General features: G+C 53.8%; 17 protein-coding genes. 15 read left to right on the top strand and 2 right to left on the bottom strand.

Annotated elements, in window-relative coordinates:
- The first annotated feature begins 2 nt into the window (after nt 1–2).
- The 4 genes from ftsE (at nt 3) to livJ (ending at nt 4203) form a co-directional block, all read left to right on the top strand.
- Nucleotides 3–671 carry a cell division ATP-binding protein FtsE gene (ftsE, locus tag OGV38_RS02275; protein ID WP_003023420.1) on the top strand — a complete coding sequence of 223 codons (669 nt, stop codon included), beginning with the start codon at nt 3–5 and terminating at the stop codon, nt 669–671.
- A complete protein-coding gene (gene ftsX / locus OGV38_RS02270; RefSeq protein ID WP_286472898.1) occupies nt 664–1722 on the top strand; it encodes a permease-like cell division protein FtsX in 1059 nt (352 codons plus the stop codon). The genes ftsE and ftsX overlap by 8 nt, the downstream gene beginning before the upstream one ends.
- Nucleotides 1723–1977: 255 nt before the next feature.
- Entirely contained in the window at nt 1978–2832 is an 855-nt protein-coding gene (gene rpoH, locus OGV38_RS02265; protein ID WP_005121585.1) for an RNA polymerase sigma factor RpoH, read from the top strand.
- Nucleotides 2833–3099: 267 nt separating this feature from the next.
- On the top strand, nt 3100–4203 hold the full coding sequence (gene livJ, locus OGV38_RS02260; RefSeq protein ID WP_029139730.1) for a branched chain amino acid ABC transporter substrate-binding protein LivJ: 1104 nt from the start codon (nt 3100–3102) through the stop codon (nt 4201–4203).
- Nucleotides 4204–4241: 38 nt separating this feature from the next.
- On the opposite strand, the gene panM is transcribed toward livJ, so the two are convergent.
- Entirely contained in the window at nt 4242–4625 is a 384-nt protein-coding gene (panM, locus tag OGV38_RS02255) for an aspartate 1-decarboxylase autocleavage activator PanM (protein ID WP_016154837.1), read from the bottom strand.
- A gap of 423 nt (nt 4626–5048) precedes the next feature.
- Between panM and livK the strand changes: the two genes are divergently transcribed.
- From livK to ugpQ, 11 genes are all read left to right on the top strand, one after another.
- Nucleotides 5049–6158, top strand: coding sequence for a high-affinity branched-chain amino acid ABC transporter substrate-binding protein LivK (livK, locus tag OGV38_RS02250; protein ID WP_047415930.1), 1110 nt, complete (start codon nt 5049–5051; stop codon nt 6156–6158).
- Nucleotides 6159–6219: 61 nt separating this feature from the next.
- Nucleotides 6220–7146, top strand: a complete 927-nt coding sequence (gene livH / locus OGV38_RS02245; protein WP_286472897.1) for a high-affinity branched-chain amino acid ABC transporter permease LivH — start codon at nt 6220–6222, stop codon at nt 7144–7146.
- The gene (gene livM / locus OGV38_RS02240) at nt 7143–8420 is read left to right on the top strand and encodes a branched chain amino acid ABC transporter permease LivM (protein ID WP_286472896.1); all 1278 of its coding nucleotides are present in this window, start codon (nt 7143–7145) and stop codon (nt 8418–8420) included. The genes livH and livM overlap by 4 nt, the downstream gene beginning before the upstream one ends.
- A complete protein-coding gene (gene livG, locus OGV38_RS02235; RefSeq protein WP_286472895.1) occupies nt 8417–9184 on the top strand; it encodes a high-affinity branched-chain amino acid ABC transporter ATP-binding protein LivG in 768 nt (255 codons plus the stop codon). The genes livM and livG overlap by 4 nt, the downstream gene beginning before the upstream one ends.
- 17 nt (nt 9185–9201) lie before the next feature.
- Nucleotides 9202–9915, top strand: a complete 714-nt coding sequence (gene livF / locus OGV38_RS02230; protein ID WP_085951092.1) for a high-affinity branched-chain amino acid ABC transporter ATP-binding protein LivF — start codon at nt 9202–9204, stop codon at nt 9913–9915.
- A 101-nt stretch (nt 9916–10016) separates the two neighbouring features.
- The gene (locus tag OGV38_RS02225; protein WP_046274511.1) at nt 10017–10298 is read left to right on the top strand and encodes a hypothetical protein; all 282 of its coding nucleotides are present in this window, start codon (nt 10017–10019) and stop codon (nt 10296–10298) included.
- Between the two features lie 248 nt (nt 10299–10546).
- Nucleotides 10547–11863, top strand: a complete 1317-nt coding sequence (gene ugpB / locus OGV38_RS02220; protein ID WP_286472894.1) for a sn-glycerol-3-phosphate ABC transporter substrate-binding protein UgpB — start codon at nt 10547–10549, stop codon at nt 11861–11863.
- Nucleotides 11864–11975: 112 nt separating this feature from the next.
- On the top strand, nt 11976–12863 hold the full coding sequence (gene ugpA / locus OGV38_RS02215; RefSeq protein WP_269519487.1) for a sn-glycerol-3-phosphate ABC transporter permease UgpA: 888 nt from the start codon (nt 11976–11978) through the stop codon (nt 12861–12863).
- Entirely contained in the window at nt 12860–13705 is an 846-nt protein-coding gene (gene ugpE, locus OGV38_RS02210; protein WP_003023450.1) for a sn-glycerol-3-phosphate ABC transporter permease UgpE, read from the top strand. Before ugpA ends, ugpE begins: the two co-directional genes overlap by 4 nt.
- Nucleotides 13706–13707: 2 nt before the next feature.
- On the top strand, nt 13708–14778 hold the full coding sequence (locus tag OGV38_RS02205) for a sn-glycerol-3-phosphate import ATP-binding protein UgpC (RefSeq protein WP_019078126.1): 1071 nt from the start codon (nt 13708–13710) through the stop codon (nt 14776–14778).
- Entirely contained in the window at nt 14775–15518 is a 744-nt protein-coding gene (gene ugpQ / locus OGV38_RS02200; RefSeq protein WP_269519481.1) for a glycerophosphodiester phosphodiesterase, read from the top strand. The genes OGV38_RS02205 and ugpQ overlap by 4 nt, the downstream gene beginning before the upstream one ends.
- Here the strand turns inward: ugpQ and OGV38_RS02195 are convergent.
- Nucleotides 15515–15955, bottom strand: coding sequence for a DUF2756 family protein (locus OGV38_RS02195; protein WP_016157658.1), 441 nt, complete (start codon nt 15953–15955; stop codon nt 15515–15517). The genes ugpQ and OGV38_RS02195 overlap by 4 nt on opposite strands.
- Nucleotides 15956–16064: the final 109 nt, after the last annotated feature.

Below are 16064 nucleotides of genomic sequence, written 5' to 3'. Positions count from 1 at the left end.
CAATGATTCGCTTTGAACATGTCAGCAAGGCCTATCTCGGTGGGAGACAAGCGCTGCAGGGAGTTACCTTCCATATGCAGCCTGGCGAGATGGCATTTCTGACCGGCCACTCCGGTGCGGGGAAAAGTACCCTGCTGAAGCTGATTTGTGGAATTGAACGGCCCAGCGCCGGGAAAATCTACTTCAGCGGGCATGACATCAGCCGTTTGAAAAACCGTGAAGTGCCGTTTCTGCGTCGTCAGATTGGCATGATTTTTCAGGATCACCACCTGTTGATGGACAGAACCGTGTTTGACAACGTGGCAATCCCGCTGATCATCGCGGGCGCCAGCGGGGACGATATTCGTCGTCGCGTGTCAGCGGCGCTGGATAAGGTCGGACTGTTGGACAAAGCGAAAAACTTCCCTATTCAGCTCTCCGGCGGTGAACAACAGCGCGTGGGCATCGCCCGCGCGGTAGTGAACAAACCTGCGGTATTGCTGGCGGATGAACCAACAGGGAACCTGGATGACGCGTTGTCGGAAGGGATCCTTCGCCTGTTTGAAGAGTTTAACCGCGTCGGGGTCACGGTATTAATGGCCACGCACGATATTGGCCTGATCTCCCGTCGCTCCTATCGCCAAATGGTTCTGAGCGATGGACATCTGCATGGAGGCCTGGCCCATGAATAGACGTGACGCTATTAATCAAATCAAACAGTTCGGCGGCCGACTGGATCGCTTCCGTAAATCGGGCGGCGCGCCGGGAGATGGCGGTCGTAACGCGCCAAAGCGGGCGAAAGCCGCGCCAAAGCCGAACTCGCGTAAAACCAATGTCTTTAACGAGCAGGTACGCTACGCGTTCCAGGGCGCGTTACAGGACCTGAAAAGCAAGCCGCTGGCGACGTTCCTGACGGTGATGGTTATTGCCATCTCCCTGACGCTGCCAAGCGTATGCTACATGGTTTATAAGAACGTCGACCATGCGGCAAGCCAGTATTATCCTTCTCCGCAGATCACCGTTTACCTGCAAAAAACGCTGGATGATGATGCAGCGGCGCGGGTAGTTGGTCAGTTGCAGGCCGAGCAGGGCGTGGAGAAAGTGAATTACCTTTCCCGCGATGACGCGCTGGGCGAATTCCGTAACTGGTCCGGCTTTGGCGGCGCGCTGGATATGCTGGAAGAGAACCCGCTACCGGCCGTGGCGGTAGTTATCCCGAAACTGGACTTCCAGGGCACGGAGTCGCTGAACACGCTGCGCGACCGTATCGCACAAATCAACGGTATTGATGAAGTGCGCATGGATGACAGCTGGTTTGCCCGTCTGGCGGCGCTGACGGGCCTTGTCGGACGCGTCTCCGCGATGATTGGCGTGCTGATGGTAGCGGCGGTCTTCCTCGTCATCGGTAACAGTGTGCGGCTGAGTATTTTTGCGCGTCGCGATACCATTAACGTGCAGAAACTGATTGGCGCGACGGATGGGTTTATCCTGCGTCCGTTCCTCTACGGCGGTGCGCTGCTCGGTTTTTCCGGCGCATTTCTTTCACTAATTTTGTCAGAAATTTTGGTGATGCGCCTGTCGTCAGCGGTTACTGAGGTGGCGCAGGTTTTTGGAACTAAGTTTGATATCAGCGGCTTATCATTCGACGAATGCCTGTTATTACTGCTGGTGTGCTCGATGATTGGCTGGGTGGCAGCCTGGCTTGCCACGGTTCAACATTTACGCCACTTTACCCCCGATTAAAAAATCTCTGGTATAATCTTTCCCTGCACTGAGTAGTTCGCTCTGCAGGGAAAGAGTCCCTGTTATCTCTTCCCGGCGTATTCATTGTGATGTCACATTTTGTGCGTAATCTATACACATTACGACATGGAACTTGTGGATAAAATCACTGTCTGATAAAAGATTGAATGATATTCTCGTTGCTCATAAGCTCTGGCATGGTTGTTGCTATTGGTTTTAGCCAACGCGTCAGATGAAAAGATTGAGAGGATTTGAATGACCAAAGAAATGCAAAATTTAGCTTTAGCCCCTGTTGGTAACCTGGAATCTTACATCCGGGCTGCGAACGCGTGGCCGATGTTGTCGGCTGACGAGGAGCGGCTACTTGCTGAAAAGCTGCATTACCAGGGCGATCTGGAAGCAGCTAAAACGCTGATCCTGTCTCACCTGCGCTTTGTTGTTCATGTTGCTCGTAATTATGCGGGCTATGGCCTGCCGCAGGCGGATCTGATTCAGGAAGGTAATATCGGCCTGATGAAAGCCGTGCGCCGTTTCAACCCGGAAGTGGGTGTGCGCCTGGTTTCTTTCGCCGTGCACTGGATCAAAGCTGAGATCCACGAATACGTTCTGCGTAACTGGCGTATCGTAAAAGTCGCGACCACCAAAGCGCAGCGTAAGCTGTTCTTTAACCTGCGTAAAACCAAGCAGCGTCTGGGCTGGTTCAATCAGGACGAAGTTGAAATGGTTGCTCGTGAGCTGGGTGTTTCCAGCAAAGACGTGCGCGAAATGGAATCCCGTATGGCGGCGCAGGACATGACGTTTGACATGTCTTCAGACGACGAGTCTGACAGCCAGCCGATGGCACCGGTTCTGTATCTGCAGGATAAATCATCTAACTTTGCCGACGGCATTGAAGAAGATAACTGGGAAGATCAGGCCGCGAACAAACTGACCCACGCAATGGAGGGTCTGGACGAGCGTAGCCAGGACATCATTCGCGCCCGTTGGCTGGACGAAGACAACAAGTCGACGTTGCAAGAACTGGCCGATCGCTACGGCGTCTCTGCTGAACGTGTTCGTCAGCTTGAAAAGAACGCCATGAAAAAACTGCGTGCGGCGATCGAAGCGTAATCTTCCGCCGACCTGGAAATGCTGATAAACCCTGGATGAAAATCCGGGGTTTTTTGTTTTTATCTCTCCCTCTCCTCTGACGTTTATGCTATTTGTCATCAGGTTGTTATCTGCATGTCAAATTTAGCTATTCCAAAATAATAAAAATCGGGTATGTTTTAGCAGAGTATGCTGCTAAAGCACGGGTGGCTATCCAATAATCGAAATAAAGTGCTGAACAACAACATCACAACACACGTAATAACCACAATAATGGGGATTGTCAGGATGAATATGAAGGGTAAAGCGTTATTGGCAGGATGTATCGCCCTGTCTTTGAGCAATATGGCGTTTGCTAAGGATATTAAAGTTGCCGTCGTCGGGGCGATGTCTGGCCCGGTAGCACAATATGGCGATCAGGAATTTACCGGCGCAGAGCAGGCAATTGCGGATATCAACGCCAAGGGAGGCGTGAAAGGTGACAAACTGGTCATGGTGAAATATGACGATGCCTGTGACCCGAAACAAGCGGTAGCGGTTGCGAACAAAGTGGTCAACGACGGGATTAAATACGTAATCGGTCACCTGTGCTCTTCTTCCACTCAGCCTGCGTCAGACATCTATGAAGACGAAGGCATTCTAATGATCACCCCAGCGGCAACGGCGCCGGAGCTGACCGCGCGCGGCTATAGCTTGGTAATGCGTACCACTGGTCTGGATTCCGATCAGGGCCCAACGGCCGCCAAATATATCGTTGAAAAAGTGAAGCCGCAGCGCATCGCGATTATTCATGATAAGCAGCAGTACGGTGAAGGTCTGGCCCGCGCGGTGCAGGATGGCCTGAAAAAGGGTAACGCCAACGTGGTGTTCTTTGACGGGATCACCGCCGGGGAAAAAGATTTTTCTACGCTGGTAGCGCGTTTGAAGAAAGAGAATATCGATTTCGTTTACTACGGCGGTTACCACCCGGAAATGGGGCAAATCCTGCGCCAGGCACGCGCCGCGGGTCTGAAAACCCAGTTTATGGGGCCAGAAGGTGTAGCGAACGTGTCGCTGTCTAACATCGCCGGTGAATCTGCAGAAGGCTTACTGGTAACGAAACCGAAGAACTACGACCAGGTTCCAGCGAACAAACCCATCGTAGATGCTATCAAAGCTAAGAAACAGGATCCGAGCGGCGCATTCGTATGGACCACCTACGCCGCGCTGCAATCTTTGCAGGCCGGTCTGAACCAGTCTGACGATCCGGCTGAAATTGCCAAGTATCTGAAAGCAAACTCGGTGGAAACCGTCATGGGACCACTGTCCTGGGATGCGAAGGGCGATCTGAAAGGTTTCGAATTCGGTGTGTTTGACTGGCATGCTAACGGGACGGCGACCGACGCCAAGTGATCGAGTGCCGGGTAAGCGTTAACGCCACCCGGCTTTTTTTAGCGCTTTTCCCAGCCATTCTCCTGAGCCGTAAACCCTAACACCTGCATAAATGCGGCCATCACGCTGCGGTCTTCAACGCCGACGTCGGCCATCCACCACGAACTCACGTCAGGGTTTTCCCGGATCACTTCTTCGATCAAATACTGCCCGACGCCGCGACGGCGGGTGATATCGCGCACGCGCAATGAATCCAGTGCGCCTTGTGTGCCGCTCAGGGTTACCCGCACGGCGCCTAACAGACGCTCGTTAAAGCGTGCGGCGTAGATCCGGTGCGTTTCATCTACGCTTAATGATGAGGCGGAATATTCCGGCCAGATTTTGCCCAGATCAATCAGGTCCTGGTCGCTAAAGTTATCTAAACGAACGATGGTCAGCTTCATTAACAGCATGTCCAAATCACAAAAGATGGAATCAGTGTACCGAAATAATTCGCCCGGATGCTTTCTCTTTTTAATGCGATTAACCAGGTTAATAGTTTTGTAACAACGACAATGACAGATTGAAACAGTAGAGATTGAAAAACAGGCAGGATAATACCCTGGAATGCAGCATTTTATTCCGCTCTTTGTGCCGTTATTTTATGCTGACAAATGCACTTTTTTTGTTTATCTATAGTGAAAAGCAGAATATTATCTTTTCTTAATCGACTGAAAAATAGAGATTTTAGCCGTAATTTGCTTAAAAAACTGCGCTAAACCATTAACGAGACTGGTAAAAATAGTACAGTTCAAAAAAAGCACAGTCTGCTTTTTAACCACATAAATACAAAATATATACATCATCACGAATGGGGATTCAGGAAAATGAAACGGAATGCGAAAACAATCATCGCAGGGGTGATAGCACTGGCAATGTCACACGCGGTCATGGCGGAGGATATCAAGGTCGCTGTTGTCGGGGCGATGTCAGGTCCGGTCGCGCAGTGGGGTGATATGGAATTTAATGGCGCACGTCAGGCCATTAAAGATATCAATGCCAAAGGCGGGGTCAAAGGCGACAAACTGGTTGCCGTCGAATATGACGACGCCTGCGATCCGAAACAGGCCGTTGCGGTAGCGAACAAAATCGTCAATGACGGCATTCAGTACGTTATTGGTCATCTGTGCTCATCCTCCACGCAGCCCGCATCAGATATCTATGAAGACGAAGGCATTCTGATGATTTCCCCGGGCGCGACCAACCCGGAACTTACCCAGCGCGGTTACGCACACATTATGCGTACAGCGGGCCTGGACTCCTCTCAGGGGCCGACCGCCGCGAAATACATTCTGGAGAAGGTGAAGCCGCAACGCATCGCCATCATTCACGATAAACAGCAATACGGTGAAGGCCTGGCGCGTTCAGTGCAGGAGAGCCTGAAAGCGGGCAAAGCCAATATCGTCTTCTTTGACGGGATCACTGCCGGGGAAAAAGATTTTTCTGCGCTGATCGCCCGCCTGAAAAAAGAAAATATCGATTTTGTTTATTACGGCGGCTACTACCCGGAAATGGGACAAATGCTGCGGCAGGCTCGCTCCGTCGGGCTGAATACCCAGTTTATGGGACCTGAGGGCGTGGGCAATGCGTCGCTGTCTAATATTGCCGGTGATGCCGCTGAAGGCATGCTGGTGACCATGCCAAAACGCTATGACCAGGATCCGGCGAATAAAGCTATCGTCGATGCGCTCAAAGCTGACAAGAAAGATCCAACCGGACCGTACGTGTGGATCACTTATGCAGCCGTCCAGTCATTGGCGACAGCAATGGATCGCAGCGGTAGCAAAGAGCCGTTGGATCTGGTGAAAGATCTGAAAGCACACGGGGCTGACACCGTGATTGGGCCGCTGAAATGGGACGAAAAAGGCGATTTGAAGGGATTTGAGTTTGGTGTCTTCCAGTGGCACGCGGACGGATCATCGACCGTCGCGAAGTAATAGCTGAAGACGAGTTATCCCACCGCCCGTGCAAAACGGGCGGGTTAAGAAAGGTTACCTTATGTCCGAGCAGTTCCTCTATTTCTTGCAGCAGATGTTTAACGGCGTCACGCTGGGAAGCACCTACGCGCTGATCGCTATCGGTTACACGATGGTGTACGGCATTATCGGCATGATCAACTTCGCCCACGGCGAGGTGTATATGATCGGCAGCTATGTCTCCTTTATGATCATCGCTGCGCTAATGATGATGGGTATTGATTCCAGCTGGCTACTGGTCGCGGCGGGCTTTGTCGGCGCGATTGTGATTGCCAGCGCCTACGGCTGGAGCATTGAACGCGTAGCGTATCGGCCCGTGCGCAGCTCTAAGCGCCTGATCGCGCTGATTTCCGCTATCGGGATGTCCATCTTCCTGCAAAACTACGTCAGCCTGACGGAAGGTTCGCGCGATGTGGCGCTGCCCAGCCTGTTTAACGGCCAGTGGACCGTCGGCAGTAGCGAAAACTTCTCTGCTTCCATCACCACCATGCAGTTGGTTATCTGGATTGTAACCTTCCTGGCGATGCTGGCGCTGACGCTGTTTATCTGTTACTCCCGTATGGGCCGTGCCTGCCGTGCCTGCGCGGAAGACCTGAAAATGGCCAGCCTGCTCGGCATAAATACCGATCGCGTGATTGCGCTGACCTTTGTGATTGGCGCGGCAATGGCGGCGGTAGCGGGCGTACTGCTCGGCCAGTTCTACGGCGTAATTAACCCCTATATCGGCTTTATGGCCGGGATGAAAGCCTTTACTGCGGCGGTACTGGGCGGCATCGGCAGCATTCCTGGGGCGATGATCGGCGGTCTGATTCTGGGTGTCGCGGAAGCGCTCTCCTCTGCTTATCTGAGTACCGAATACAAAGACGTGGTTTCATTCGCGCTGCTGATTCTGGTGCTGCTGGTGATGCCGACCGGTATTCTGGGTCGCCCGGAGGTAGAGAAAGTATGAAACCGATGCATTTTGCAATGGCGCTGCTCTCTGCCGCTATGTTCTTCATCCTGGCGGGCGTCTTTATGGGCGTCCAGTTGGAGCTTGACGGCACCAAACTGGTGGTGGATACCGCCGCGGATATCCGCTGGCAGTGGGTGTTTATCGGCACTGGCGTGGTCTTTCTCTTCCAACTGTTGCGTCCAGCTTTCCAGAAGGGCCTGAAGAGCGTCTCCGGACCGAAGTTTATTCTGCCGGCGATTGATGGCTCCACCGTTAAACAGAAGCTGTTCCTGGTCGCGCTGCTGGTGATTGCCGTGGCGTGGCCGTTTATGGTGTCGCGCGGTACGGTTGATATTGCCACGCTGACGATGATTTATATCATCCTCGGCCTCGGCTTAAACGTGGTGGTGGGGCTTTCCGGTCTGCTGGTGCTGGGCTACGGCGGCTTCTATGCCATCGGTGCTTACACCTTCGCGCTGCTGAACCACTATTACGGACTCGGCTTCTGGACCTGTCTGCCGCTGGCGGGGCTGGTTTCCGCTGCTGCGGGCTTTATGCTCGGCTTCCCGGTACTGCGCCTGCGCGGTGACTATCTGGCGATTGTGACTTTAGGCTTCGGCGAAATCGTCCGTATCCTGCTGCTCAACAACACCGAAGTGACCGGTGGTCCGAACGGTATCAGCCAGATCCCGAAACCGACCTTTTTCGGTCTGGAGTTCAATCGTACTGCCCGTGAAGGTGGCTGGGATACCTTCAGCAACTTCTTTAACGTGAAGTACGATCCCTCTGACCGCGTGATTTTCCTCTATCTGGTGGCGCTGCTGCTGGTGGTCTTCTCGCTGTTTGTCATCAACCGTCTGCTGCGTATGCCGTTGGGTCGTGCGTGGGAAGCGCTGCGCGAAGATGAAATTGCCTGTCGCTCGCTGGGCTTAAATCCTACGCGTATCAAGCTGACCGCTTTTACCATCAGCGCCGCGTTTGCCGGTTTTGCCGGTACGTTGTTTGCCGCGCGTCAGGGTTTTGTCAGCCCGGAATCCTTCACCTTTGCCGAGTCGGCCTTTGTGCTGGCGATTGTGGTACTGGGCGGAATGGGCTCACAGTTTGCAGTGATCCTCGCGGCCATCCTGCTGGTGGTGTCACGCGAGCTGATGCGTGATTTCAATGAATACAGCATGTTAATGCTGGGTGGTTTAATGGTACTGATGATGATCTGGCGTCCGCAGGGCTTGTTGCCGATGACCCGTCCGCAGTTGAAGCTGAAAAACGGGGAAGCAAAAGGAGAGCAGGCATGAGTCAGCCATTATTATCCGTCAACGGCCTGATGATGCGCTTCGGCGGTCTGCTGGCGGTAAACAACGTTAAACTGGAGCTGAGACCACAGGAGATCGTCTCGTTAATCGGGCCAAACGGCGCGGGAAAAACCACGGTCTTTAACTGCCTGACCGGTTTTTATAAGCCGACGGGTGGGACGATTAAGCTGCGCGACCAACATCTGGAAGGGCTGCCGGGTCAGCAAATTGCGCGGATGGGTGTGGTGCGTACTTTCCAGCACGTGCGTCTGTTTCGCGAGATGACGGTGATTGAAAACCTGCTGGTGGCGCAACATCAGCAGCTGAAAACCGGCGTCTTCTCCGGCCTGTTGAAAACCCCGTCGTTCCGTCGCGCGCAGAGTGAAGCGTTGGATCGCGCCGCCACCTGGCTGGAGCGTATTGGTTTGCTGGAGCACGCCAACCGTCAGGCCAGTAACCTGGCCTACGGCGACCAGCGCCGTCTGGAGATTGCACGTTGCATGGTGACCCAGCCGGAAATCCTGATGCTCGACGAACCCGCCGCAGGCCTCAACCCGAAAGAGACCAAAGAGCTGGACGAGCTGATTGCTGAACTGCGTAACCATCACAACACCACCATTTTGTTGATTGAGCACGACATGAAGCTGGTGATGGGTATTTCCGACCGTATTTACGTGGTGAATCAGGGCACGCCGCTGGCGAACGGGACGCCGGAACAGATTCGTAACAACCCGGACGTGATCCGCGCCTATTTAGGTGAAGCATAATGGTGGTGACGCATAATATGGAAAAAGTCATGTTGTCCTTTGACAAAGTCAGCGCCCACTACGGCAAGATACAGGCGCTGCACGACGTCAGCTTGTATATCAATCAGGGTGAAATCGTGACGCTTATCGGCGCCAACGGTGCGGGAAAAACCACGCTGCTTGGTACGCTGTGCGGCGATCCGCGAGCGACAAGTGGGCGAATTGTCTTTGATGGTAAAGACATTACCGACTGGCAGACGGCGAAAATCATGCGCGAAGCGGTAGCGATTGTTCCGGAAGGGCGTCGCGTGTTTTCCCGCATGACGGTGGAAGAGAACCTGGCGATGGGCGGCTTCTTTGCCGAAAAGGACCAGTTTCAGGAACGCATCAAGTGGGTGTATGACCTGTTTCCCCGCCTGCATGAACGTCGAATTCAGCGTGCGGGCACGATGTCCGGCGGTGAACAGCAGATGCTGGCGATAGGCCGTGCGCTGATGAGTCAGCCGCGACTGCTGCTGCTTGATGAACCGTCGCTGGGTCTGGCGCCGATTATCATCCAGCAGATCTTCAACACCATCGAACAACTGCGCGAGCAGGGGATGACAATCTTCCTCGTCGAACAGAACGCTAACCAGGCGCTGAAGCTCGCCGATCGCGGCTACGTGCTGGAAAACGGTCATGTGGTGTTGGAAGACACTGGTGATGCGTTACTGGCTAACGAAGCAGTGCGCAGCGCGTATCTGGGCGGTTAACATTCTCTGAATGGACAAGGGGGCCTGATATGGCCCCTTTTTATTGCTCTATGTTATTATTGAGAATAGTTATCAATAATAAAAGTGAACATGGAGAAAGGATGATACGTTCCGGTATCTGCATGATGATTGGCGGTTTGTTTTGGACGCTTTCATCAAATACCCTGGCCTTAACACCGCCAGCGTTCGACCCGCGCGACCCTTCAATCTGGGAAGAGAAACCGGACAACTCGTTAGCGCAGTCCAGCTCGCCCTGTGAAGTGTTCACCACCTCTGTCTGCCCGGGCTGGGAAGATGAGAAATCGGATATTCAGCGCGAACGTGAGCGGCGGGAACAGCAGCGTTTACAGAATGAATATGAACGACGCTGGCGTAAAGATTAATGTTCTTTGCTGGCTGCAACAGATAACGCCATCCTGGCCGGGTAAGACATAGCGTTACCTGGCTTTGTTGTGCACCACCCCGCATTTTCCTGTCACTACGCTTTCACCGCCTTGCCATCTGTTTGTCGCCTTACTATCTTTTTTTTGTAATAAAAAAGTTATTTTTCTGTCATTCGAGCATGTCATGTTACCCCCGCGAGCATAAAACGCGTGATATCGCGCATCCGGCACAACAAGAGAGATAACCGATGATATCGTTACGACATACAGCTTTAGGACTGGCACTTAGCCTGGCGTTTGCAGGTCAGGCTCTGGCCGTCACCACTATCCCGTTCTGGCACTCAATGGAAGGTGAACTGGGTAAAGAAGTTGATTCACTGGCGCAACGTTTTAATGCCGCCAATCCCGACTACAAAATTGTTCCGCAGTACAAAGGCAACTACGAGCAGAACCTGAGCGCAGGTATTGCGGCTTTCCGTACCGGAAACGCACCTGCGCTACTGCAGGTTTATGAAGTGGGCACGGCAACGATGATGGCCTCGAAAGCCATTAAACCGGTCTATGAAGTATTCAAAGAGGCTGGTATTAACTTCGATGAGTCTCAGTTCGTGCCGACGGTTTCCGGTTATTACACCGACTCTAAAAGCGGACACTTACTCTCCCAGCCGTTTAACAGCTCCACGCCGGTGCTGTACTACAACAAAGATGCCTTCAAAAAAGCCGGTTTAGATCCTGAGCAGCCGCCAAAAACCTGGCAGGATCTGGCAGAATACACCGCGAAGCTGAAAGCAGCAGGCATGAAGTGCGGCTACGCCAGCGGCTGGCAGGGATGGATTCAGATTGAAAACTTCAGCGCCTGGAATGGTCTGCCGGTAGCCACCAAAAACAACGGTTTTGACGGTACTGACGCGGTGCTGGAATTCAATAAACCGGAACAGGTGAAACATATCGCCCTGCTGGAAGAGTTGAACAAAAAAGGGGATTTCAGCTACTTCGGGCGTAAAGACGAGTCTACCGAGAAGTTCTATAACGGGGATTGTGCCATTACCACCGCCTCTTCCGGTTCTCTGGCTGACATCCGCCACTACGCCAAATTCAACTATGGCGTCGGCATGATGCCGTACGATGCCGATGTGAAGGGCGCGCCGCAGAACGCGATTATCGGGGGAGCCAGCCTGTGGGTGATGCAGGGTAAAGACAAAGCAACCTACGAAGGCGTGGCGCAGTTCCTCAACTTCCTGGCGAAACCTGAAATTGCTGCTGAATGGCATCAGAAGACCGGCTACCTGCCCATTACCACCGCCGCGTACGACCTGACACGCGAGCAGGGCTTCTATGATAAGAACCCTGGGGCTGATATCGCCACCCGCCAGATGCTGAACAAGCCACCGTTGCCGTTCACCAAAGGGCTGCGTCTGGGCAACATGCCGCAGATCCGCACCATCGTAGATGAAGAACTGGAAAGCGTCTGGACCGGGAAGAAAACCCCGCAGCAGGCGCTGAATGCTGCCGTTGAGCGTGGCAATCAGTTACTGCGCCGCTTTGAGCAATCGACTAAATCGTAATGTGAAATGCCGGGTGGCGGCTGCGACTTACCCGGCCTACAAATGCGTGTAGTTTGTAGGCCGGATACGGTGTTTGCACCGCAATCTGGCACCTTCCAGGAAAAGAACCTACATGTCTTCATCCCGTCCGGTGTTCCGCTCGCGCTGGCTTCCCTATTTGCTGGTGGCCCCGCAGCTGGTTATCACCGTTATTTTCTTTATCTGGCCCGCCGGTGAAGCGCTGTGGTATTCACTACAATCCGTTGATCCGTTTGGTCTTTCTAGCCAGTTTGTCGGACTGGAAAACTTTATCGCGCTGTTTCATGACCCGTACTACCTTGATTCATTCTGGACCACCATTAAGTTCAGTACGTTAGTCACGGTAAGCGGTTTGCTGGTGTCGTTATTTTTTGCGGCGCTGGTGAATTACGTGGTGCGCGGCAGCCGTTTTTACCAGACGCTGATGCTGTTGCCTTATGCCGTCGCGCCCGCCGTCGCCGCCGTATTGTGGATCTTCCTGTTTAACCCAGGGCGCGGGTTGATTACCCATTTTCTCGGTGAGTTTGGCTATGACTGGAACCATGCGCAAAACAGCGGTCAGGCGATGTTTCTGGTGGTGTTTGCGTCGGTCTGGAAGCAGATTAGTTACAACTTCCTGTTCTTCTTTGCCGCACTACAGTCTATTCCGCGGTCGCTGATTGAAGCCGCCGCGATTGATGGTGCGGGACCGGTTCGCCGCTTCTTTAAGCTGGCGCTGCCGCTGATTGCACCGGTCAGCTTCTTTCTGCTGGTGGTGAATCTGGTTTATGCCTTCTTTGATACCTTCCCGGTGATCGATGCCGCCACGGCGGGTGGGCCGGTACAGGCGACCACTACGTTGATTTATAAGATCTATCGCGAAGGCTTTGTCGGGCTGGATCTCTCCGCCTCGGCCGCCCAATCGGTAGTGCTGATGTTCCTGGTCATTATTTTGACGGTGGCGCAGTTCCGCTATGTGGAAAGTAAGGTGCGTTACCAATGATTGAGAATCGTCGTGGGCTGACAATATTCAGCCATGCCATGTTGATTATGGGGATCATGGTGATCCTGTTTCCGCTGTACGTCGCGTTTGTCGCGGCGACGCTGGATAACAAAGCAGTCTTTGAAACGCCGATGACGCTGGTTCCCGGCACACAGCTGCTGGAAAACATGAAATACATCTGGGTCAACGGCGTGGGCGTCAACAGCGCGCCGTTCTGGCTGATGATGCTCAACAGTTTCATCATGGCGTTCAGTATTACGGTAGGGAAAATCACCGTCTCTATGCTCTCCGCATTCGCCATCGTCTGGTTCCGCTTTCCACTGCGTAACCTGTTCTTCTGGATGATTTTTATCACGCTGATGCTGCCGGTCGAGGTGCGTATTTTCCCGACGGTGGAAGTGATCGCCAACCTGAAAATGCTCGACAGCTATGCGGGTCTGACGCTGCCGTTAATGGCATCGGCGACTGCGACGTTCCTGTTCCGGCAGTTTTTTATGACCCTGCCGGATGAACTGGTTGAGGCGGCGCGTATTGACGGCGCGTCACCGATGCGTTTTTTCCGCGATATTGTACTACCGCTGTCAAAAACCAATCTGGCGGCGCTGTTTGTGATCACCTTTATCTACGGCTGGAACCAGTATCTGTGGCCGTTGTTAATTATTACCGATGTCAATTTGGGCACTGCGGTGGCAGGTATCAAAGGCATGATTGCTACTGGTGAAGGCACCACGCAGTGGAATCAGGTAATGGCAGCCATGCTGCTGACGCTCATCCCTCCGGTAATCATCGTGTTAGCCATGCAGCGTGCCTTCGTACGTGGCCTGGTCGATAGTGAGAAATAAAAATGGCTGGTTTAAAACTACAGGCAGTAACCAAAAGCTGGGACGGCAAAACCCAGGTGATTAAACCGCTGACACTGGATGTCGCGGACGGAGAATTTATCGTGATGGTTGGCCCATCCGGCTGCGGTAAGTCAACGCTGCTACGGATGGTGGCCGGGCTTGAACGGGTGAGCGGCGGCGATATCTGGATTGATAATAAACGCGTCACCGAAATGGAGCCTAAGGATCGCGGCATTGCGATGGTCTTTCAGAACTACGCGCTCTACCCACATATGAGCGTGGAAGAAAATATGGCCTGGGGGCTGAAAATCCGCGGGATGGGCAAGGAGCATATTGCCGAACGGGTGAAAGAGGCGGCGCGAATTCTCGAGCTGGGTGAACTGCTCAAGCGTCGTCCGCGCGAGCTTTCCGGCGGTCAGCGCCAGCGTGTGGCGATGGGGCGGGCGATTGTCCGTGACCCAGCGGTATTCCTGTTTGATGAGCCTCTGTCTAACCTCGATGCCAAGCTGCGCGTACAGATGCGCCTGGAGTTACAACATCTGCATCGCCGACTGAAAACCACCTCACTGTATGTGACGCACGATCAGGTTGAAGCGATGACCCTCGCCCAGCGGGTGATGGTGATGAACAAAGGCATTGCCGAGCAGATCGGCACGCCGGTTGAGGTATATGAAAAGCCTGCCAGCCGCTTTGTGGCGAGTTTTATCGGCAGCCCGGCGATGAATCTGCTGGACGGGCGCATCAGCGCCTCGGGCACCCATTTTGAGCTGGATGACGGCATGACGTTGCCCCTCGGCAGAAGCGCGAAGGAGTCTGGTGGGCGCAACATGACGTTGGGCATCCGCCCGGAGCATATTGCGCTAAGCTCGCAGGCCGAAGGCGGCGTGCCGTTGGTCGTCGACACGCTGGAAATGCTGGGAGCGGATAACCTGGCACACGGACGTTGGGGTGAGCAAAAGCTGGTGGTGCGACTGGCGCATCAGCATCGCCCGACGGCAGGCAGCACGCTGTGGCTGCATCTGCCGGAAAATCATCTGCATCTTTTTGATGGCGAAACAGGACAACGCGTATGAGTAACTGGCCTTACCCCCATATCGTCGCCCATCGCGGCGGCGGTAAGCTGGCACCGGAAAACACCCTGGCGGCGATCGACATGGGGGCGCGATACGGGCATACCATGATTGAGTTTGACGCTAAATTGTCGAAAGACGGTGAGATCTTCTTGCTGCATGACGACAACCTGGAACGTACCAGCAATGGTTGGGGTGTGGCAGGCGAGCTGAACTGGCAGGATTTATTGCGCGTAGACGCCGGCGGCTGGTTTAGCGGTGAGTTTAAAGGCGAACCGCTACCGCTGCTCTCGCAAGTGGCCGAGCGCTGCCGTCAGCACGGTATGATGGCGAATATTGAAATTAAACCTACCACCGGCACCGGAACGTTAACCGGCAAAGCCGTAGCGCTGGCCGCTCGGGAACTGTGGGCGGGAATGACGCCACCGCTGTTGTCATCCTTTGAAATTGACGCGCTTGAAGCGGCGCAGCAGGCGGCGCCTGAACTGCCGAGAGGCTTACTGCTTGATGAGTGGCGCGAGGACTGGCGTGAGCTGACAACGCGGCTGGGCTGCGTCTCTATTCATCTTAATCACAAGCTGCTGGATGAAGCGCGCGTGGATGCGCTGCGCGACGCAGGACTGCGTATTCTGGTGTATACCGTCAACCGACCCCAGTGCGCGGCGGAACTGCTACGCTGGGGAGTGGACTGCATCTGTACCGATGCCATTGATACAATTGGTCCGGATTTCCAGCCCTGTTAAGGCCCAATTGTTTTTAACGGAACGTTAGGCTGCGGCGTGCTGGAGGGCTTCAGCATGTCGCCGTTCTTTTTCTCTGACAGCATATGTTGCTTATTCAGCGAGCTGTCCGGGTTACGGGTTCCACTTAACATCCCACCGTTGCTGTTGGGCAGCATTTGCTGCTGGCTGGAATTAAACTCGCCAGGCTGAGACTGAAGGACGCGCTGGGAGTTGGAATTGATTTGGTTTTCCATATGCTGTTGTTGCATACGCGTCTGCGTTTGCAACTGCTGATTGAGCATCCCTTTCTGCTGAATCTGCTGCGATTGCATTTGGGTTTGCATACGCTGCTGGCTCGGGATCTGATAACCGGGTTGATTCGGGTTATTCATGGTGTTGATGGGCTGTGCAAAGCCTGCAAACGGCAACAGCATGGCTAAAAGTAAGAGTCGTTTCATCGCTTTTCTCCTCTCGGGGATCTCTTAAGTTTACTCCTTTCTCGCCGTTACGATGATTATTTCAGAGTTATGCACCAGGCTTAGTGGGGGCTGACCCCCATACATCTGG

It is taken from the genome of Citrobacter sp. Cb080, from assembly GCF_030334745.1.
Classification (GTDB): domain Bacteria; phylum Pseudomonadota; class Gammaproteobacteria; order Enterobacterales; family Enterobacteriaceae; genus Citrobacter; species Citrobacter braakii.
This window is presented reverse-complemented; position numbering and strand designations above follow the sequence as displayed.